We start from the raw sequence: 18,658 nt of genomic DNA on the forward strand, positions 1-18,658 counted from the left end.
TCCCATGTAGTTCCTCTGTCCCTAAGGAACTTAGTGGTCTTTAGTACAGACCGCTGTGCTTCTTGCCGAAGTCGTTGGTGCCAACCTTGCGGGAGTCAACGTTCTGGTCGTTGCCCTTGGAGTTGTCACCGTCCAGGCGGGAGGTCTGGGTAACGGTGATGTAGTTCTTCAGGCGGCCTTCCTTGGTGTTGCCGTCGCCGAAGTCCAGGAACGCCAGCTCCTGCTTGTCACCCTTGTTGATCGGGTTGGACAGGTTGACCTCGAAGGAGCGGGTGGAGGTCTTCTCGTTGAATCCCAGGTCGCGGATGTGAGCACCGTTGGTGGAGCGCGGGGTGATCAGGCGGTCAACGCCCTCCGGGCCCTTGTCGGTCTTGACATCGACGCGGAACTGAACGGCCGGGAACTCGCCGTAGTAGCGCTTGGAACCAACGTTCTCAGCGCCGATGGCGACGGTGCCGGCGAAGCCAGCGTGCTTAGCGCCGGAGGTCTTGATGAACGGCTTCAGGTCCAGCTCGGAGTCTTCCTCGGTGGCCTCGCCCTTGTCGACCTCTTCCTGCTTCTTCTTGTCAGCAGCCTCTTCCTTCTCGCCCTCAGCCTCGGAAGCAACCTCTTCCTTAACCGGCTTCTCGTTCTCGGCGATGACCTCGGCGTCAGCCTTCGGGTCCTTGTCTTCCTCGACAACCTTCGGGTCGTTGACGTCGGTGGTGTTCTGAGCGTCCTTGTTCGGAGCGAAGGAGTCAGCCAGGTCGTCGTACAGCTTGACGCGGACCTCGTTCTTAACCGGCTGCAGAGCGGACCAGAAGGTCGGGGTGGACCAGGTGCCGTTCGGCTTGCAGTACTGCTGGGTGCCGGTCATGTTCAGGACGCGGAAGCCGTAGGTGGCCTCACCGGTGTGGTTCGGCGGAACGTCGTACGGGCCAATGGTCTGGCCAGCGTCCCAGGACAGGGAGTAGGAAGCGGAAGCGCCAATCTTGGTGGCGATGGAGTGGGAGATGCCGACGGAGGACTCGCCGCCGTCCTTGGAGTAGCCGCCACCCAGGTTCATGGAGGTGGTGGAGGTGCGGTCACCGTTGATCTCCACGTTGATGGACTGGGACTTGGACAGGTCCTGGCTGAGCGGGATGTCCTTCTTGGTCTGGTTGGTGGTGGAGATGGTGCCGGCCGGCATGAAGGTGTCGGTGGCCTTGTAGACCACGGTGCGGTGGTCTTCCCACGGGTTGCAGACCGGACGCGGGTTCAGCACGTTGGCCTTCATGTGGTCGGAGCCGTGGGTGGTGTGGATGATCGGCAGCTTCGGGTTCAGCGCCGGGGTCTCCGGGTAGGACTCGGTCTGGGTCGCGGCACCGGCGACCGGGGCGGTCAGGGCGGTACCCGCAACGATGATGCCAGCGGTCAGGCCGGCAAAACGACGACGGATATTCATAAAGAAAGTCTCCTGAAGTAGGGGATGGTTTTTGACAGTACGACACGCATTCCTCAAGGCGTGATGGAATCCAACGTAAAGGCCGCTGGAAAGAACCGCAATAGCCAAGATGTCTAGACAAATGATCGTTTTTCAGGGTCGGACATCTGGTTCACCCTTTATTGAGCTTTTTCTGGACTTTCGCTGGCTACGGCGGGATAAATCATTATCTACTGGACCTTTAAAGGTATATACAATTGGAATTTCCAGAAATAGTCGGCACACCGATATGGGGGTGAAATTAAGCTTGCTGATCAGGAAACTCTCAGACGTTACTAACGGGTAAACAGTGATAAAAAGCGTTATTGAGCTGGAGCTTGCGAGATCGTCGAGGGTTGTGGATCATTTTGGTTAATGCGTCAAGTTAACGGAAGGTTAACTATGCCACGCTGGTTAGGCTGACCTCTGTAGATGGGTGGCGAGTGATGAAAGTTTTGCAATCTTGGGTCTAGCTGGGCACTGGGACAGCTGTTTCGGGGTGTTTCGCCCGTCGCAGGTGGCAGGCTGCCGCGAGTTTTGGGGCTTTGCTGCGGCTTTGCTGCCCTGTGCGGCTCGGTGCAGGTGGGCGCGGCGGGGCGGGGGAGTTTGACGCAGCCTGTGTGGCGCCTGCTTAAGCCACGTGCACGCTGGGGCTGGGCTGGCCGGTGTCCAGACTTGTCCGACGCAGGATCTCCCGGGTGACGGTGGCGACCTGGCCGCGGCCCAGGAAGACGGTGCGCAGGGCGGCCTTGAGCGGGCCGTCGTCGGCCCACTCGAAGTAGACCTCCACCGGCTTGCCGGTGAGGCGTTGGATGTCCAGGGCGATAACGGCCACCGCGTTGGAGACCGAGGCTGCCTCGACCACCAGGGCGCCGTCCACGCCGCGCACGGTGTAGGGTTCGGTGAAGGCGCTGGGATCGCGAACGGAAATCTCCAGCGCCACCAGCTCCGCAGTGCCGGCCAGGTGGTGGGCGCGGCAGACGCGCCGCTTCTTAGTGCTCAGGTCGGGGCAGGGGGCCGCCGGCATCAGCTGGACGCTAGGTCCGGGGACCTCGAGCAACGCCCGGGCGGCTGCGTCCCAACAGATGCCGTTGTCGCGCAGCTCGTAGGAGCGCGCGGCGCGGGAGGCCAGCGAGCTCAAGACAATGGCCACGATGAAAAAGCCGGCCACGCGCAGGCCGTCGGGGCGCTCCACGAGGTTGGCGGCAAGGGTCAGCCCCAGAACCACCGCGATGGCGGCGAACCAGGCCTTGGCGCGCGCAGTGCAGGTAACCGCCACGGCCCCGGAGAAAATCACCACCAGCACGCCGGTGGCATAGGTCCCGGACTGCTTGTCCACGTCCGCGTCGAAGAGGCAGGTAATGCCGACGGCGATAACGCTGAGCAGCAGCACCATCGGCCGAGAGCGCTTGGCCCACTCCGGGGCCATGCCGAACCGCGGCAGGTACTTCGGGATCAAAGCGAGCATGCCCGACATCGCCGACGCACCGGCGAACCACAGAATGGCCGTGGTGACGTAGCCATAGAACTGCCCGAAGGAAGCCCCGAGGTAGTGCTCGGCCAGCCAGGCCAGCGCCCGCCCGTCGGCGCTGCCGCCCGCGCCGAACTGGTCGGTGGGGATAAGCGTGGTCACCAGCAGGGAGGTCGCCAGCAGGTACAGGCTCATAATCACCGCGCTGGTGGTCACTAGCCGGCGGGCGCGCTTGATGCGCTGCGGCAGGGACTGCGAGCGGATAAGTGGCATGACGGACACGCCGGTCTCAAAGCCGGACAGTCCCAAGGCGAGCTTCGGGAAGACAATCAGGCTAAGCACGGCCATGCCCACCGGGTGCGGGTGCTGGGCGTTAAGGGTAGTGGCCCATTCGCCCAGGAGGACCGGGTGGGTGGCTAGCTGCCAGAAGCCGGCGCCAATGACCACCAGGGTCAGCGCGAGGTAGGTGACGACCAGGGCCACGGCCACGCCGACGGCCTCGCGGAAGCCGACCAGGAAGACCACGGCCAGGGCGCACACCAGGGCGATGGTCACGGCCAGCTGGTGCGGGCCGTCGGTGGCGCCGAGGAGGTGCGCGGAGGCATCGGAGGCCGACAGCGTGATGGTGACCATGAAATCCGTGGCGGCAAAGCCCAGCAGCACCAGCAACTTGCCCCACCAGCCGTGGGTGAGGGCCTCCATCATCGCGATGGAGCCCAGGCCGTGCGGCGAGCGCGCCGCCACGCGCCGGTAGACCGGCACTGCCCCGGCCAGGGTGACGGCAACGAGGATGAGGGTCGTGGCCGGGGCCAGTGCGCCGGCGGCCAGCACCGCGATGCCGGGCTGGTATCCCAGTGTGGAGAAATAGTCCACCCCGGACAGGCACATCACCTGCCACCACGGGTAGGTGCGTTCAAGAATGGGGTCCGAGGAAAAATTGTCCCTCCGCACTGGCTTGTGCGGGCGGGGAAGATGCATTGCCACGACAAAGGAATATACGCCGCGCGCCGGAGAATAAAAGTCCCGCGACGGTGACATATATCATTGGCTCGACAGCGCGTGCCCGCCGCGAAGGGGCTAAAGACATGAAGTTGCCCCTCCGCTTGCTCGGGGGGTGATAGGCAGAGGGGCAACGGGTGCGAGGTGGGGCGGCCGGAACGCTCGGGGGGTGATGTTCCGGCGCCACGCTGCCTCGCAATTACGATACTAACGTAGGTCGGCAAAAAATGCACGCCCAAAGCACAAACTTTTTGTTAGTGCAGCTCAGTGGCCTTTTCGTTGGCCCGGATTTCCTCTAAACGGGCGGCATCTGCTAGGCCCGAGACCACTACCGCGGACCCACCCAACGCCAGCGGTTCCAAGACATTCGCGCGGAAGCTGTCCCAATCGTGCCATCCGGTGCTCAGCACGCGGGGTCCGCCGTGGCCGCCGTGGCTGTCAGGGTTGTTCGCGGCCGCGTTCGTGGGCACGAGCTCGGGCAGGGGAGTGGTCGGCTCGAAGTACTGATCGCCGTAGAAGCGCACGGTGGGGCCGAAGTCGATGGCGCCCAGCGGCAGCGCGCCGCCGGACTCGACCACGCCGCGGCCGAAGGGGTCCTCGGTGACTAGGACGACGTCGCGGCCCGGGAAGTCCTCGAAGCGCTCCGGGCTGGTGAAGACCACCTGCGGGGTGCTGGGGCCGGTTGTGTCGGCGCCGGCGCTGGCGTCGGTGGTGCCGGTGCTGGCGTGGGTGGATAGCTGCACGCGGACGTCGCGGGCCAGGGCGCCGAGGCAGATGACGGCGGCCTGCCAGCTGACCGGCAGGTTCACGGCGATGGTGTCGCCGGGCTCCAGGTCGAGCTCCTCGGCGAGCATGTTGGCGATCTTCGCCACCCAGTTCTGCAGGGTCTGGGCGGAAAAGTCGAGGCGGGCGCCGGTGGCCTCCGTGTAGACGGTAATGCGCGGGGCGGCCGGATCCTGGTCCAGCAAAGCTTTGACGAAATCCATGGCACCCCATGGTAGGCAAAAGCCGCCTGCCACGGCGCTGGGGGCGGTGGCAGACGGCGGTGTGGCTGTGCGGCTGGGTGGCTAGTTCACGCAGCGCGGGCCGTGGCCGCCGGCGTCGATCTCCGGGGAGACCTCGGCGGTGCCGAAGTCGCCGCCCGGGGTGCCGACGGGGGCATCGGCGTCCGCGTCGGCCTCGCCGGCCGGGCCCTGGGCCTCCTCGTCGGAGGGGCCGGAGTACTCGTCGGCGGTGACCACGATGAGGGTGGAATCATCCAGGCCCTCGTTGACCGTGACCGGCAGGCCGCCGAGCTTCTCCGCCAGGGCCTTGGCCTTCTCGTCGTTGGCGTCGGCGGCGACGACCTGGGACTCGGCGTAGACCCCCGGCTGCGCGTTCGAGGTGCGCGCCACGGTGTAGCCCTCGCCCTCCAGGAAGGAGCCCACGCCGCCGGCCAGGCCGGAGACCGAGCCGGCGTTGAGGACGTGGACCTCGACGCCGTCGACGTGGGCCGGGGCATCGCCCGCGCCCGCGCCGTCGCCGGAGTCCTCGGCCGGGGCCTCCTCCTGGTCCTTTTCCTCCTGGCTGCGGGCCAGGTCGTCCATGAACTTGTGGACCTCGGCGACGTCGATGGTGATAATCGACTCGCCGTAGTCGCCCGTGCCGTCCACGGAGGTCACCGGGATGGTGTTGAAGGTGACGTTGCCGCCGGCCAGATCGGCCAGCTGCGTGGCGAAGCTCATCACGTCCCAGTTTTCATCGATGACGACGGAGCGCTCCACCGCCTCGGAGATCTTGCCCAGCTTGGACGGGTTGGTCAGGGTGCCCGCATCCAGCATCTTGTTGACCAGGGAGGCCGTGAAGGCCTGCTGGCGGGTGATGCGGTCCAGGTCGCCGCGGGGCAGGCCGTAGCGCTGGCGGACAAAGGCCAGGGCGTCGGCGCCGTGCAGGGTCTGCTCGCCGGCGGGGAACTTGGCGCCGGACATGTCGTCGTCGACCGGTTCGTTCAGGCAGACGTCCACGCCGCCGACGGCCTCGGTCAGCAGGACGAAGCCCAGCAGGCCGATCTCCGCGTAGTGATCGATCTCGATGCCGGTTAGATCCCGGACCTCCTCCAGCAGGGCGGCGCGGCCGGCCTCGACGCCCTTTTGCTCGATCTCCTTGGCGTCGTGCGGGGCGGACTTGCCGGCGGCCTCGGCCTCGTCGTTTTCGGCCTGCAGCTGGTCCGTCATCGCGCCCTTGTGCGCGGCGTAGACGCCGTTGATCTTCATGTTGCCGTGCTCGTCGTCGGAGATATACGTATCGCGCGGGATGGACACGGCGGAGGCCCGCGAGCCGTCGTTGGGAACGCGGATGACCATGATGGTGTCGGTGTTTTCCTCGCCCTCGTCGACGCCGGCGTGGAGCTTTTCCAGCTCCTCGTCGCTCAGGCGGTTGCCGTGGGCGTCCGAGCGGGAGTCGGAGCCGACCAGCAGGATATCGACGGCGCCGTCCGCGGCGTCCTTATCCTTAAAGCCGCCCCCGCCGCCGAGCTGCAGGTTGGACACCGAAGACAGGTCCCCGCCCAGGCGGCCGATGGTGGCGTACCCGATGCCGCTGATAACCAGCACGATCACCGACAGGATGGTCAGCACGGTCTTCAGCGCCGTGGACCCGGACTGGGCGGTCTGCGGACCGCGCGTGGGGGCGGCCTGAATATCGCGCACGGGGCGGGCGAGTTCTTTGTTCACGAGTTCGACTTCCGTTGGACTGCTGGTAGCGAGGGGTACTGGAACTGGGAAATAATAGCACTCAGTTTAGGCGAAACCGGGTAGATCCCCGAAGCCGGGCCGGCCGGGTCGTGTCGTGGGCGAGCGCGACAGGCGGGGTGGGTAGTGTGGAAACCATTGTGACTACTCAGAACCAAACCCCGCTGGCCGTGGTGACCGTGACGTACTCGCCCGGCGCTTACCTGGCGGACTTCCTGGATTCGCTGGCCGGCGCCTGCAGCCAGCCGACCCACGTCGTGCTGGCCGACAACGGCTCCACCGACGGCGTGCCGGAGGCGGCCGCGCGCGAGCGCGACGGCGTCGACTTCGTGCCGACCGGCGGCAACCTGGGCTACGGCGGCGGCATGAACTCCGGCGTCAAGGCGCTAGAGAAGCTGCGCGCGGCCGGGGAGATCGACCCGGACTGGGTGCTGCTGTCCAACCCGGACGTGGCGTTTTCGCCCGGCTCCATCGATGCCCTCCTAGCGTGCGCCCGGGCCTGGGACCGGGTGGGGTCAGTGGGACCGCGCATCGTTGAGCCGGACGGCAGCAACTATCCCTCGGCGCGCGCGGTGCCGGGTTTGTTTACCGGGGTCGGCCACGCAGTCTTTTCCGATATCTGGCCGTCCAACCCGTGGTCGGCGCGCTACCGCGCGGGCGAGGACATGGCCCGCCAGCGCGAGGCCGGCTGGCTGTCCGGTTCCTGCCTCCTGGTCAGCTGGGAGGCCTTCCGGGCCGTCGGCGGCTTCGACGAGCGCTACTTCATGTACCTGGAGGACGTGGACCTGGGCGACCGCCTGGCTCGGGCCGGCTACCGCAACGTCTTCTGCCCGGAGGCGGTCATCAAGCACGCCCAGGGGCATTCCACCAAGGCACACTCGGCGGCCATGCTGCGCGCCCACCACGACTCGGCCTACCGCTTCCAGGCGGACAGGCACCCCGCGGTGTGGCAAGCGCCCCTGCGCTGGCTGCTGCGGGCGGGGCTGCGCCTGCGCGCCGGGCTGGCTGTGGCCAAAGGTACAGACAAAGTCTAGTCACGCCACGGCCCCTCTTTGGCGGCGTTTGACCAGCGTGCGTGCGGTGTTCCCGCGCGAGTGCGCGGGAGAGTGACGTAAAAAGCCGGCGGCACGCGCGTGGCAAGGCGCGGCGGCTGGGGCCGGGGGCTCTACAATCGGGCGAGAATATTTCTACCTAAACCAAAGAAAGATGGATTCTATGGCCGAGCACGAGACCGCCGCAGAGAACCTGGGCGCGGTTACCGATGCCGTGATCCTCGTCGGTGGACGCGGCACCCGCCTGCGCCCCTTGACCATCGGCACGCCCAAGCCCATGCTGCCGACGGCCAACTATCCCTTCCTGCAGCACCTGCTGGCGCGCATCCAGGCCGCCGGCATCACCCACGTCATCATGTCGACCTCCTACAAGGCCGAGGTCTTCGAGGAATACTTCGGCGACGGCTCCGAGCTGGGCCTGGAGATCGAGTACGTCGTCGAGGAGCAGGCCCTGGGCACCGGCGGCGGCATCCGCAACGTCTACGACCACCTGCGGCATGACACCGCCATGGTCTTCAACGGCGACGTGCTCTCCGGCATGGATCTCAACTCCATCCTGGAAACCCACCACTCCAAGGGCGCGGATCTGACCATGCACCTGCTCAAGGTCGCCGATCCGCGCGCCTTCGGCTGCGTGCCCACCGACGCCGACGGCCAGGTTACCGCCTTCCTGGAAAAGACCGAGGATCCGCCGACCAACCAGATCAATGCCGGCTGCTACGTGTTCGACAAGGAGCTTATCGCCACCATCCCGGCCGGGCGCGTGGTCTCCGTCGAGCGCGAGACCTTCCCGCAGGTCCTCGAGGCCGGCCGCAAGGTCATCGGGCACGTGGACAATTCCTACTGGCGCGACATGGGTCGCCCCGAGGACTTCGTGCGCGGTTCCTCCGACCTGGTCCGCGGGATCGCCCCCTCGCCGCTGCTGGAGGGCCGCACCGGCGAGGCCATCGTGGATGATTCCGCCGGCGTGGCTGGGGGAGCGCTCCTGCTGTCAGGTACCTCCGTGGGCCGCGGCTCCGAGGTCGGCGCCGGCTCCCGCCTGGACGGCACCGTGGTCTTCGACGGCGTGACCATCGAGCCGGGCGCAGTCATCACGAACTCGATTATCGCCTCCGGCGCGCACATCGGCGCCAACACGCACATCGACGGCTGCGTCATCGGCGAGGGCGCCCAGATCGGCGCCCGCTGCGAGCTCGAGGGCGGCATGCGCATCTTCCCGGGCGTGGTCATCCCGGACCGCGGCGTCCGTTTCTCCTCCGACGCCTAAAACCTCCCCGTGGGGCGGGCCACCGGCTGGTGGCCCGCTTTTTTGCTGCCGATGCCACCTGGCGCCCCGCAGCCAGAAGTAAAAACCTGGCAAAAGGGTAGCGACACGCCGGGGATTCCTGTGAATTGTGAACAGGGATCGGGGTGGCCCCTATATGTAGTACCCCCGCCATCTCCCCCGGGGAAGCCGCGTCTGTGGTCAGTGTGAAAAATGTGAATAGTGACGTGGGGTTTCGGGATCTTTTCGGTTATTTAGCTCCCGACAGGTTGACGATATTTAGTGATACAGTGTGAAATAACAACAGTGTAAGTAACCACTTGGCGCGGTCCCGTGAGTACCGCGGCGGATGGTGTGGGTCGGCCCCTAGCGGGGTCGGCGAAGATTGTTCGAATTTTAAACTACTGCAAACTACGGAGGAAGGACGAGGCGTGAAAGACATGGCTAACGGCGCCATTCCCCGTGGCGGTGCTGCTGCAGAGATGTCCATCGACGAGCTTTTCGGGGCGGTCGAGCAAGAATGGCAAGACCAGGCGCTGTGCGCGCAAACCGATCCGGAGGCATTCTTCCCGGAAAAGGGCGGCTCCACCCGGGAGGCGAAGCGAATCTGCCAGGCCTGCGCCGTACGGGACGAATGCCTGGAATACGCGCTCGAGCACGATGAGCGCTTTGGCATCTGGGGTGGCCTCTCCGATCGTGAACGCCGCCGCCTGAAGCGCGAAATCAGCTAAACCGCACGTCAACTAACCGGTCAGAGCCCTTGTCCGTCGCGGGGTGCACCCGCTCCCAGCCTTCTCCGGCTGGGTTTTTGAGATCTTTGGGGCGGGCGGCCCGGCCGGGCGCTGGGTGCCGGTTGTCGGGTGTCGGCTACCGGCTACCAGCTAAACCGCGGGTCGATGTCCTGCGGGCTGAGGTTCAAGTAATTGGCCACCAGGGAGGTCAGGACGGTCGACAGGAGCTCGCTGCGCTCCTCGCGGGTGGTGCAGCGGGCTTCGATGGGCATGCGGAAAATTACCAGCCGCGAGCGCGTCGGCCGGCCCTTGGCATCCACGCCTGCCGGCACGATGCGCCCCAGCGGCACCGGCCCGTCCGCGATGATCTCGTCGGGCAGCACCGTCATGTCGGCGCGCAGACGCATCCGCGGCACGGTATCGACGGCCAGGTCCAGGGTGGTCAGCTGGTCGGCGAAGGCGTTCTGGATGGGCGCGTAGGCCTCCAGCACGGCCATGTCGAAGCTCTGGGCGCGCGTGCGGAAACGCGGCGTCTGCTGCGGCAGCAGGGGGCCGCGCTGGCCGCGGCCGTGGCGGTCGCGGCGGACGGAAAGCGGCGGGGTAGCGGGCATGAGGCTTACTCTAGGGCCCCGCGCGGCGGATTTTTCCGGGGCGCGCCGGTGGGAGTCTGTCTAAATGACTACTTGAGGTCTAGACTGTGTGGCTGTGACTGAATTTCGACGTTGTTCCCGCCCCGGCTGCGGCCGTGAAGCCGTGGCTACGTTGACTTACGCCTACGCCGAGCAGACCGCCGTCGTCGGCCCGCTCGTGGAAGAAGAAGACCCGCACTCCTGGGACCTGTGCGCCGAGCACGCCGAGCGCATTACCGCCCCACAAGGCTGGGAGATGCTGCGCGTCGACCAGGTCGACATCGAAGACGACGATGATCTCCTGGCCCTCGCCGAGGCCGTCCGCGAGGGCGGGCGCGTGACCACCGGGCTGGTCGAAGGCGGCGAGCCCGGTTCCGGCGCGGACCCCATCGACTACGCGCCCACCTTCGACGGCGCCGATCCGGCCCGCTCCAACCACCCCGTCTTCCGCACCCGCCGCGTGGCCACCGCCAAGCAGCAGCGCCGCGCCCACCTGTCCGTGGTCCCGGATCCGGGCAGCAACAGCTAGCCTCCGGTTGCCTGTGAGTTAGCTAGCAGTAACCCATGGGGAGCCCGGCCCGTGGCTCGGTCGCCGCGGCGGCGGACTAGACTGGGCGTTTATGCGAGACCGTGAAAAGCTGGACCAAGTAATCAAGGCCTATGACGTGCGCGGCGTGGTGGGCGAGGACATCGACGTCGACTTCGTGCGCGAGGTCGGTGCGGCGTTTGCGGCACTGATGCGCGCCGAGGGCGAGCACGTCGTCGCCATTGGCCACGACATGCGCCCGTCGTCGCCGGAGCTGGCCGCCGCCTTCGGTGAGGGGGTCAACTCCCAGGGCCTCAACGTGGTCATGCTGGGGCTGACCTCCACCGACGAGCTCTACTTCGCCTCCGGCGACCTGGACTGCGCCGGCGCGATGTTTACCGCCTCCCACAACCCGGCCAAGTACAACGGCATCAAGCTCTGCCGCGCCGGCGCGAAGCCGGTGGGCGAGGCCACCGGCCTGGCCGACATCAAGGACGCGCTGGTCAACGGCGTGCCGGACTTCGACGGCGAGCCGGGCGCCTCCACGCCCCGCGAGGTCCTAGAGGACTACGCCGCCTACCTCAACAAGCTCGTCGACCTGTCCGACACCCGTCCCCTCGTCGTCGCCGTCGATGCCGCCAACGGCATGGGCGGCCACACCGTCCCCGCCGTCCTGGAGGGGCTGAACCTGGACATCCGCCCGCTCTACTTCGAGCTGGATGGCACCTTCCCCAACCACGAGGCCAACCCGCTGGACCCGAAGAACCTGGTCGACCTGCAGGCCTTCGTCAAGGAGCAGGGCGCGGACATCGGCCTGGCCTTCGACGGCGACGCCGACCGCTGCTTCGTCGTGGACGAGCTGGGCCAGCCGGTCTCCCCGTCGGCCATCTGCGCGCTGGTCGCCGAGCGCTACCTGGACAAGTTCCCGGGCGCGACCATCATCCACAACCTGATCACCTCCCGCGCCGTGCCGGAGCTGGTCGAGGCCAAGGGCGGCAAGCCGGTGCGCACGCGGGTGGGCCACTCCTTCATCAAGGCCCAGATGGCCGAGCACGACGCCGTCTTCGGCGGCGAGCACTCCGCCCACTACTACTTCCAGGAGTTCTGGAACGCCGACTCCGGCATGCTGGCCGCCATGCACGTGCTGGCCGCCCTGGGTGCCAGCGATAAGCCGCTCAGCGAGCTCATGGCCGACTACCTCAAGTACGAGGCCTCCGGCGAAATCAACTCCACCGTCGACGACCAGGACGCGGCCACCCAGGCCGTGCTGGACGGCATGGCCGACAAGATCGCCGGCGTCGATCGCCTCGACGGCGTGACCGTGGATCTCAAGGACACCCCGGCCTGGTTCAACGTGCGCGCCTCCAACACGGAGCCGCTGCTGCGCCTGAACGTGGAGGCGCCCACCAAGGACGAGGTGGACGGCATCGTCCAGGAAGTCCTAAGCTTCATCCGCGCATAAGCTCCTGTTCACGCTGGCGTCCCCAGCCGTTTACTAGCCGGTTTTAATATTCATTGCGTATTGAACCGTTCTAGTAAAAGGAAAGGCCGTCATGCCGAACCGTCGTTTCACCGCCACCGTGGTTTCCACCGCGGTGGCATCTTCTTTGGTCGTCATCGCCCCCGCTACCGCCGCCGAGGACACCGGCTCCCGGTTTACCTTAGGCGTCATCCCAGACACCCAGTTCTACTCGCGCTATTCCACCCCGGAGACCGGCAACCTGGCCAGCGAGCGCTACGGCAGCGAGCCCTACCAGACCCAGATGGAGTGGCTGGCCGACAACCAGGACGCCCTCAACATGGAATTCGCCACCCACCTGGGCGACGTGGTCGACCAGGCCGACGTCGCCGGCGAGTGGGACGTCGCCGACAAGGCCATGCAGGTCCTCGACGACTCCGACCTGAACTACTCCATCCTGCCCGGCAACCACGACATGGCCGAAGGCGCGCCCTTTAGCACCCACTTCCCGGCCTCCCGCGCGGCCGGCAACGACACCTTCGGCGAGCGCCACGAGGTGCCCAACCAGGAGTCTGAGTATCACATCTTCGAGGCCGAGGGCCAGCAGTACCTAGTCCTGGCGCTGGCCTGGCGCGCTAACGATGCCACCCTGGACTGGGCCCAAGGCGTCCTCGACGCCCACCCCGATCTGCCGGTCATCCTGACCACCCACGAGGTGCTCAACATCGACGGCCAGGGCCAGGTCTACTTCTCCGACGACTACGGCCGCGGCCTGTGGAACAAGTTCATCCGCAAAAACGACCAGATCTTTTTGACCATGGGCGGCCACCACCACGGCGCCGGCTACCGCGTGGACACCAACGACGCCGGCAACGAGGTCGTCTCCATCCTGCAGGACTACCAGATGGCCTACCAGGGCGGCAACGGCCTGCTGGGCGTGCTGGAATTCGACCTGGCCGGCAACGAGCTGGAGATGGCCGCGCTGTCGCCGTGGGTGGCCAAGAAGCCGCACAAGGAGCTGACCCAGTTCGACAAGCTCATCCTGGACGGCGAGGGCGACAGCTACCACATCCCGCTGAACTTCAAGGAGCGCTTCGCCGGCTTCGCCCCCGAGTGGGAGGCCGGCGACGGCCAGGAAGGCGACCTGGCCGGCAAGGCCAAGGAGGTAGTCGCGGAGGGTTACAAGCCCTACGAAATCACCGACGACGAGCTGCCGCAGGACGATGCCGACTACATCCAGGCCGAGGACACCGTCTTCCACTGGCGCCCGGGCCAGACCACCCTCGACGGCAAGCAGCTGGCCGAGGGCGAGGCCGCCGGCCGCGGCGCTATCATCCCGGACATCCACGGCGACGGCGATCTCACCCGCGAGTCCGGCCTGCCTAACCGCGTGACCTACAGCACCGGGCACCACCCGCTGTCCGCCGATGCCGGCTCCCTCTACTGGTCCGACCCGGCCGGCAAGCCCGCCGTGGCCTGGTTCAAGTCCGCCCCCGATGCCGCCATCAACAACGTCGACACCTCCCGCGGCTACACCTTCGAGTCCTTCGTGAAGCTGCCGGCCGACTTCGACGGCGAGAAGCACGGCTGGGGCAACGCCATCGCGCGCGATTCCTCCATCGCCGACCTGGTCGAGGGCTCCACCGACACCGACCCGACCGTGATGATGGGCGTGTCCAACCTGCGCGAGCTGCGCTGGTGGGCCGAGCCGGAGGAGGGCAGTGGCAGCACCGTCTGGTCCCACGAGGTGCCCACCGACGAGTGGATGCACGTTGCCGTAGTCAACGACCCGGAGCGCGACACTGTCGAGATGTTCATCAACGGCGCTCCCATCCTGCGCAACGCCGCCGGCGCGCAGGGCCTGCTGCCGCGCGAGCTGCGCTGGGTCATGGGCGCGGGCATGGACAACAAGCGCCCGCAGGACCCGTGGTACGGCTGGATCGGCGAGACCCGCCTGGTCAACAGCGTCATCGGCGAGGACGAGTGGCTGACCGCCCGCGCCCACAACGCCGGCGATGCCGACGGCTCCAGCTCCGATTCCAGCTCCGACGGTTCCAGCTACGGCTCCAGCTCCAGCTCCGACCTGAGCTCCAACGGTTCCAGCTCTGACTCCAGCTCCAGCAAGGCCGGCTCCATCGTCGCGATTATCGCGGCTCTGGCGGCGGGCATCGGCCTGGCGTTCAACTGGCGGACGATTGCCGCCCAGCTGGACAAGTTCGGCATCCACCTGCCGCGCTAGTCATCCCCCGCGGCATACCAAGCCGTCTAGAACAACCCGCCCCGGCGCTGATTAACCCAGCGCAGGGCGGGTTTTTCGCGATTGTGGCCCGCGTAACTTTTGGCTAACCGAATTCAGGTGGCCCCGCCGAGTTAATTAATTTCTAACCGGGCCGCCGAGCAAACCCCAGTACAGGGCATATTTATCCGCCACGCCCACCCAAGACCGAGCGGTCTAGCTAGACCGTACCTGTTTGTTCGCTAGACTTTGGTCACACAATTTTCCCGCCCCGCGCCACACGGAAAGGCACACGACTATGGCAACCGACGTCAAAGAGCGAAAGCGATCCGCCCGGCCGAAAAAGCCCGAGGGCCAATGGAAAATCGACGGCCACAAGCCCCTCAACAACGACGAGGTCATCAAGCAGGAAGACGGGGGCATGTCGGCGCGCCAGCGCGTCATCGACATCTATTCTAAACAAGGTTTCTCCTCCATCCCGGCCGACGACCTCGCCCCGCGCTTCAAGTGGCTCGGCCTGTATACCCAGCGCAAGCAGAACCTGGGCGGGGAGCTGACCAGCCAGCTCGACAACTCCGAGCTGCAGGATGAATATTTCATGATGCGCATCCGCTTCGACGGCGGCCGCGCGACCCCGCAGCAGCTGCGCGTGGTGGGCGAAATCTCCCGCGACTTCGCCCGCTCCACCGCGGACTTCACCGACCGCCAGAACATCCAGCTGCACTGGATCCGCATCGAGGACGTCCCCGAAATCTGGGACCGCCTCGAGGCCGTCGGCCTGTCCACGCTCATGGGCTGCGGCGACGTCCCCCGCGTCATCCTCGGTTCGCCCGTGGCCGGCGTCGCGGCCGACGAAATCATCGACGCCACCCCCGCCATCGAGGAGATCGTCGACGACTACCTCCTCCGCGAGGAATTCCAGAACCTGCCCCGCAAGTTCAAGACTGCCATCTCCGGAAACGCGCGCCAGGACGTCACCCACGAAATCCAGGACGTCGCCTTCATCGGCACCAACCACCCGGAATACGGCCCGGGCTTCGACTGCTTCGTCGGCGGCGGCCTGTCCACCAACCCGATGCTCTCCCGCTCCCTCGGCGCCTTCGTGCCCCTGGAGCGCGTGCCGGAGGTCTGGGCCGGCGTGGTCGGCATCTTCCGCGACTACGGCTTCCGCCGCCTGCGCAACCGCGCGCGGCTGAAGTTCCTGGTCGCGCAGTGGGGCGTCGAGAAGTTCCGCCAGGTCCTCGAGGACGAGTACCTGGATGCCCCGCTAGCCGACGGCGTGCCCACGCCGATTAACCCGGGCAGCCGCGACCACCTGGGCGTGCACCAGCAAAAGGACGGCAACTACTACGTCGGCGTCAAGCCCACCGTGGGGCATGCGACCGGCGAGCAGCTCATCGCCATCGCCGACGTCGCCGAGCGCTTCGGGCTCACCCGCATCCGCACCACGCCCATGAAGGAGCTGCTCTTCCTCGACGTGCCGGAGGACCAGGTCGCAGAGCTCAGCGATGCCCTCGACGCCACCGGCCTCTATTCGCACCCCTCCGAGTTTCGTCGCGGCGTCATCTCCTGCACCGGCCTGGAGTTCTGCAAGCTCGCCCACGTGACCACGAAAGCGCGCGCCATCCAGCTCGTCGACGAGCTCGAGGACGCCCTCGACGACCTCGACGTGCCGATCTCCATCGCGCTCAACGGCTGCCCGAATTCCTGCGCCCGCACGCAGGTCTCCGACATCGGCTTCAAGGGCCAGACCCTGACCGATCCGGACGGCAACCGCGTGGAGGGCTTCCAGGTCCACCTGGGCGGCGCGCTCGGCCTGGACCCGGACTTCGGGCGCAAGCTGCGCGGCCACAAGGTCCTGGCCGACGACGTCACCGACTACGTCATCCGCGTGGTCACCAAGTTCAAGGAGCAGCGCACCGAGGGCGAACAGTTCCGCCAGTGGGTGCTGCGCGCGGACGACGAGGACCTGCAATGAGATTCCGCCGCCAGCCCAACCCGAACCGCAACCACCCGACGTACTGCCCCTACTGCGCCGGCACGCAGCTCTTCCCGGACACCGAGGACGACTTTGCCTGGAACTGCCAGGACTGCCGCCGGGTGTTCTCGGTGCGCTTCCACGGTCAGGACGACTCGCCGGTCGCCCCGTCGCCGGCTCCGTCGTCCCAGGAGGCGCTGCAGCAGTCGCTGCGCCGGCACGGTCACGCCACGGCCCGGCAGGAGGCCAACGATGCCTAACCGCGCCCTCATCACCCTCGCCCACGGTTCGCGCCGGGCGGGGGCGGCCGCCGGCATCGAGCGGCTCACGGCCGCCGCCGCGCGCCGGGCCGGTGTGCCCTTGGCCGCCGCCGCGCACCTGGAGTTCAACGACCCGGACCTGGCCAGCGCCGCCGCCCGCCTGCGCGATCGCGGGGCCGACGAGGCCGTCGTCGTGTCGCTGTTGTTCACACCCGGCTACCACCAGCGCGTGGACTACCCAGCCGTGCTCGCCGATGCCCAGTCCGCCACCGGCCTGCCCCTCAAGGCAGCCGCCGGCCTGGGCACGGGCGCGGATCTTGCCGACGTGTTGGCCCCGCGCTGCCCGGCAGGTAGCCACGGCGTGCTCTACGCGGTGGGCTCTGCCGACCCGCAGGCCAACGCCGCCGTGGCCGACCTGGCGTCTGAGCTGGGCTGGTCCACGCTCTTTGCAACGAAGGCATCCCCGGACGCCCCGCGGGGTGCGGCCGGTCTGGAGCACCTAGCCCGCCAGCAGGTCCAAAAGCACGCCCATCAGCGCACCCAGCAGAAGGGCCGAAAGCACGCCCAGGAACAGGCGCAGCAGCCCCCGCGCCTGCACGTGGTGCCGATGTTCGTCACCGACGGCCTCCTGCTCGACCGCCTGACCGCAGCCGTGCCAGACATCGAGGCGGCGACGGGCGCGAGCGTGACCTGCCGGCCGCCGCTGGGCGCTGCGCTCGCGGGCATCGTCGCGGCGCGGTACGGTGCCGCATATAAGCACGACAAGCACAGGCAGCACCAGACGCTACCGGCGCGGGAACTGTTGAAGGTAGGTGTCTAGATGACGGCATTGCTCTTGATTGCGGTGGGCGGCGCGGCTGCCCAGCTGGTCGATGGCGGCATCGGCATGGGCTTCGGCGTGACGTCGACGACCATCCTCATCTTCCTGGCCGGCCTCGGGCCGGCGCAGGCTTCTGCCGTCGTGCACACCGCGGAGCTGGGCACCACGCTGGTCTCCGGGATCAGCCACTGGCGCTTCGGCAATATCGACTGGAAGACCGTCGTGCGCCTGGCAGTACCAGGGTCTATCGCGGCGTTTGCCGGCGCGACGGTGCTCTCCAGCCTCTCGCTGGATGCCGCGGCGCCGATCACCTCGACCATTCTCTTCGCCGTCGGCCTGAACCTGGTCTGGCGCTTCTCCCGTGGGCGGGTCACGCGCAAGCTCACCGAGACCCCGCATTCCACCCCGTTCCTGTTGGGCCTGGGCTCGGTCGGCGGCTTCGTCGATGCCACCGGCGGCGGGGGCTGGGGTCCCGTCACGACGTCCACGCTGCTGTCGTTGGGCAAGCAGCAGCCGCGGCGCATCGTGGGCACGGTCAACACCGCGGAGTTTTTGGTCACCCTCGGCGCGACGCTCGGCTTCGTGGTGGGCCTGTGGGACGACCTGGTCTCGAACGCGGCCGCCGTCGTGGCGCTGTTGGTCGGCGGCTGCCTGACCGCCCCGGTCGCGGCGTGGCTGATTAGCCGGCTGAGCCCCATCGTGCTGGGCGGGTTCGTGGGCACCGCGATCGTGCTGCTCAACGTCGGCACCATCGTGGACGGGGCGGAGAACGCCTTTGGCTTCACGATGCCCACCGCCCTCACCATCGCCCTCTACCTCGCGCTGGCCGCCGGGGGAGTGGCCCTGACCCTGCGGGGGCGTAAGCGCGCCCGCACCAACCGGCAGGCCGCCGCCGACCAGGCGCCGGCCGTGGAGACGACCGACCCCGTGCCGGCGCCTTCCAGTCGCTAGGCACGCCGAGTAGGCACGCCGAGTAGGCGCTACGGACGTGGTCCGTGGCGCCTTTCGCGTGTTTTGGCGGGGTTTGTTCCCTTGGGTTTGCGGCTGCCCCCGTCTCAGCCGT

Annotated in this window: 15 protein-coding genes; 10 read left to right on the plus strand and 5 right to left on the minus strand. The window is 67.1% G+C overall.

Annotated elements, in window-relative coordinates; genetic code table 11:
- Positions 1-40 precede the first annotated feature (40 nt).
- The 4 genes from VVR85_RS06680 to VVR85_RS06695 form a co-directional block, all read right to left on the minus strand.
- The gene (locus tag VVR85_RS06680) at positions 41-1,423 is read right to left on the minus strand and encodes a hypothetical protein (protein WP_368520159.1); all 1,383 of its coding nucleotides are present in this window, start codon (positions 1,421-1,423) and stop codon (positions 41-43) included.
- A 649-nt stretch (positions 1,424-2,072) separates the two neighbouring features.
- The gene (locus VVR85_RS06685) at positions 2,073-3,890 is read right to left on the minus strand and encodes an amino acid transporter (RefSeq protein ID WP_368520238.1); all 1,818 of its coding nucleotides are present in this window, start codon (positions 3,888-3,890) and stop codon (positions 2,073-2,075) included.
- A 275-nt stretch (positions 3,891-4,165) separates the two neighbouring features.
- Entirely contained in the window at positions 4,166-4,897 is a 732-nt protein-coding gene (locus tag VVR85_RS06690; protein ID WP_368520160.1) for a TIGR03089 family protein, read from the minus strand.
- 81 nt (positions 4,898-4,978) lie between these two features.
- Complete coding sequence (locus VVR85_RS06695) at positions 4,979-6,622, minus strand: LCP family protein (protein WP_368520161.1); 1,644 nt, start codon at positions 6,620-6,622, stop codon at positions 4,979-4,981.
- Between the two features lie 137 nt (positions 6,623-6,759).
- Here VVR85_RS06695 and VVR85_RS06700 point away from each other — a divergent pair, with 137 nt between their 5' ends.
- From VVR85_RS06700 to VVR85_RS06710, 3 genes are all read left to right on the plus strand, one after another.
- Entirely contained in the window at positions 6,760-7,674 is a 915-nt protein-coding gene (locus tag VVR85_RS06700; RefSeq protein WP_409338184.1) for a glycosyltransferase family 2 protein, read from the plus strand.
- Between the two features lie 181 nt (positions 7,675-7,855).
- Positions 7,856-8,959, plus strand: coding sequence for a sugar phosphate nucleotidyltransferase (locus VVR85_RS06705; protein ID WP_368520240.1), 1,104 nt, complete (start codon positions 7,856-7,858; stop codon positions 8,957-8,959).
- A gap of 428 nt (positions 8,960-9,387) precedes the next feature.
- Positions 9,388-9,687, plus strand: coding sequence for a WhiB family transcriptional regulator (locus VVR85_RS06710; RefSeq protein WP_070768728.1), 300 nt, complete (start codon positions 9,388-9,390; stop codon positions 9,685-9,687).
- Positions 9,688-9,830: 143 nt separating this feature from the next.
- Here the strand turns inward: VVR85_RS06710 and VVR85_RS06715 are convergent, their stop codons facing one another.
- A complete protein-coding gene (locus VVR85_RS06715; RefSeq protein ID WP_368520162.1) occupies positions 9,831-10,298 on the minus strand; it encodes a metallopeptidase family protein in 468 nt (155 codons plus the stop codon).
- A gap of 94 nt (positions 10,299-10,392) precedes the next feature.
- Between VVR85_RS06715 and VVR85_RS06720 the strand changes: the two genes are divergently transcribed.
- The 7 genes from VVR85_RS06720 to VVR85_RS06750 all read left to right on the plus strand — a co-directional run bounded on the left by VVR85_RS06720 (position 10,393) and on the right by VVR85_RS06750 (position 18,546).
- Entirely contained in the window at positions 10,393-10,845 is a 453-nt protein-coding gene (locus VVR85_RS06720) for a DUF3499 domain-containing protein (protein ID WP_083319157.1), read from the plus strand.
- A gap of 91 nt (positions 10,846-10,936) precedes the next feature.
- Positions 10,937-12,304, plus strand: a complete 1,368-nt coding sequence (locus VVR85_RS06725) for a phosphomannomutase/phosphoglucomutase (protein WP_368520163.1) — start codon at positions 10,937-10,939, stop codon at positions 12,302-12,304.
- Positions 12,305-12,395: 91 nt separating this feature from the next.
- Positions 12,396-14,540 (plus strand): LamG-like jellyroll fold domain-containing protein, encoded by a 2,145-nt coding sequence (locus VVR85_RS06730; RefSeq protein WP_368520164.1) that lies wholly within the window; start codon positions 12,396-12,398, stop codon positions 14,538-14,540.
- Positions 14,541-14,835: 295 nt separating this feature from the next.
- The gene (locus VVR85_RS06735) at positions 14,836-16,515 is read left to right on the plus strand and encodes a nitrite/sulfite reductase (protein ID WP_368520165.1); all 1,680 of its coding nucleotides are present in this window, start codon (positions 14,836-14,838) and stop codon (positions 16,513-16,515) included.
- Positions 16,512-16,775 (plus strand): hypothetical protein, encoded by a 264-nt coding sequence (locus VVR85_RS06740; RefSeq protein WP_368520166.1) that lies wholly within the window; start codon positions 16,512-16,514, stop codon positions 16,773-16,775. Before VVR85_RS06735 ends, VVR85_RS06740 begins: the two co-directional genes overlap by 4 nt.
- Entirely contained in the window at positions 16,768-17,595 is an 828-nt protein-coding gene (locus VVR85_RS06745; protein WP_368520167.1) for a sirohydrochlorin chelatase, read from the plus strand. Before VVR85_RS06740 ends, VVR85_RS06745 begins: the two co-directional genes overlap by 8 nt.
- Complete coding sequence (locus tag VVR85_RS06750; RefSeq protein ID WP_368520168.1) at positions 17,596-18,546, plus strand: sulfite exporter TauE/SafE family protein; 951 nt, start codon at positions 17,596-17,598, stop codon at positions 18,544-18,546.
- Positions 18,547-18,658 lie beyond the last annotated feature (112 nt).

Origin of the sequence: Corynebacterium sp. LK2590 (assembly GCF_040946105.1) — a bacterium.
Lineage (GTDB): Bacteria > Actinomycetota > Actinomycetes > Mycobacteriales > Mycobacteriaceae > Corynebacterium.

What these genes read in the sequence shown, in the direction of transcription:
- VVR85_RS06715 (WP_368520162.1), bottom strand. Translation starts at nt 10,298, where the DNA reads ATGCCCGCTACCCCGCCGCTTTCCGTCCGCCGCGACCGCCACGGCCGC.
- VVR85_RS06740 (WP_368520166.1), top strand. Translation starts at nt 16,512, where the DNA reads ATGAGATTCCGCCGCCAGCCCAACCCGAACCGCAACCACCCGACGTAC.
- VVR85_RS06680 (WP_368520159.1), bottom strand. Translation starts at nt 1,423, where the DNA reads ATGAATATCCGTCGTCGTTTTGCCGGCCTGACCGCTGGCATCATCGTT.
- VVR85_RS06750 (WP_368520168.1), top strand. Translation starts at nt 17,596, where the DNA reads ATGACGGCATTGCTCTTGATTGCGGTGGGCGGCGCGGCTGCCCAGCTG.
- VVR85_RS06735 (WP_368520165.1), top strand. Translation starts at nt 14,836, where the DNA reads ATGGCAACCGACGTCAAAGAGCGAAAGCGATCCGCCCGGCCGAAAAAG.
- VVR85_RS06685 (WP_368520238.1), bottom strand. Translation starts at nt 3,890, where the DNA reads ATGCATCTTCCCCGCCCGCACAAGCCAGTGCGGAGGGACAATTTTTCC.
- VVR85_RS06705 (WP_368520240.1), top strand. Translation starts at nt 7,856, where the DNA reads ATGGCCGAGCACGAGACCGCCGCAGAGAACCTGGGCGCGGTTACCGAT.
- VVR85_RS06725 (WP_368520163.1), top strand. Translation starts at nt 10,937, where the DNA reads ATGCGAGACCGTGAAAAGCTGGACCAAGTAATCAAGGCCTATGACGTG.
- VVR85_RS06745 (WP_368520167.1), top strand. Translation starts at nt 16,768, where the DNA reads ATGCCTAACCGCGCCCTCATCACCCTCGCCCACGGTTCGCGCCGGGCG.
- VVR85_RS06730 (WP_368520164.1), top strand. Translation starts at nt 12,396, where the DNA reads ATGCCGAACCGTCGTTTCACCGCCACCGTGGTTTCCACCGCGGTGGCA.
- VVR85_RS06690 (WP_368520160.1), bottom strand. Translation starts at nt 4,897, where the DNA reads ATGGATTTCGTCAAAGCTTTGCTGGACCAGGATCCGGCCGCCCCGCGC.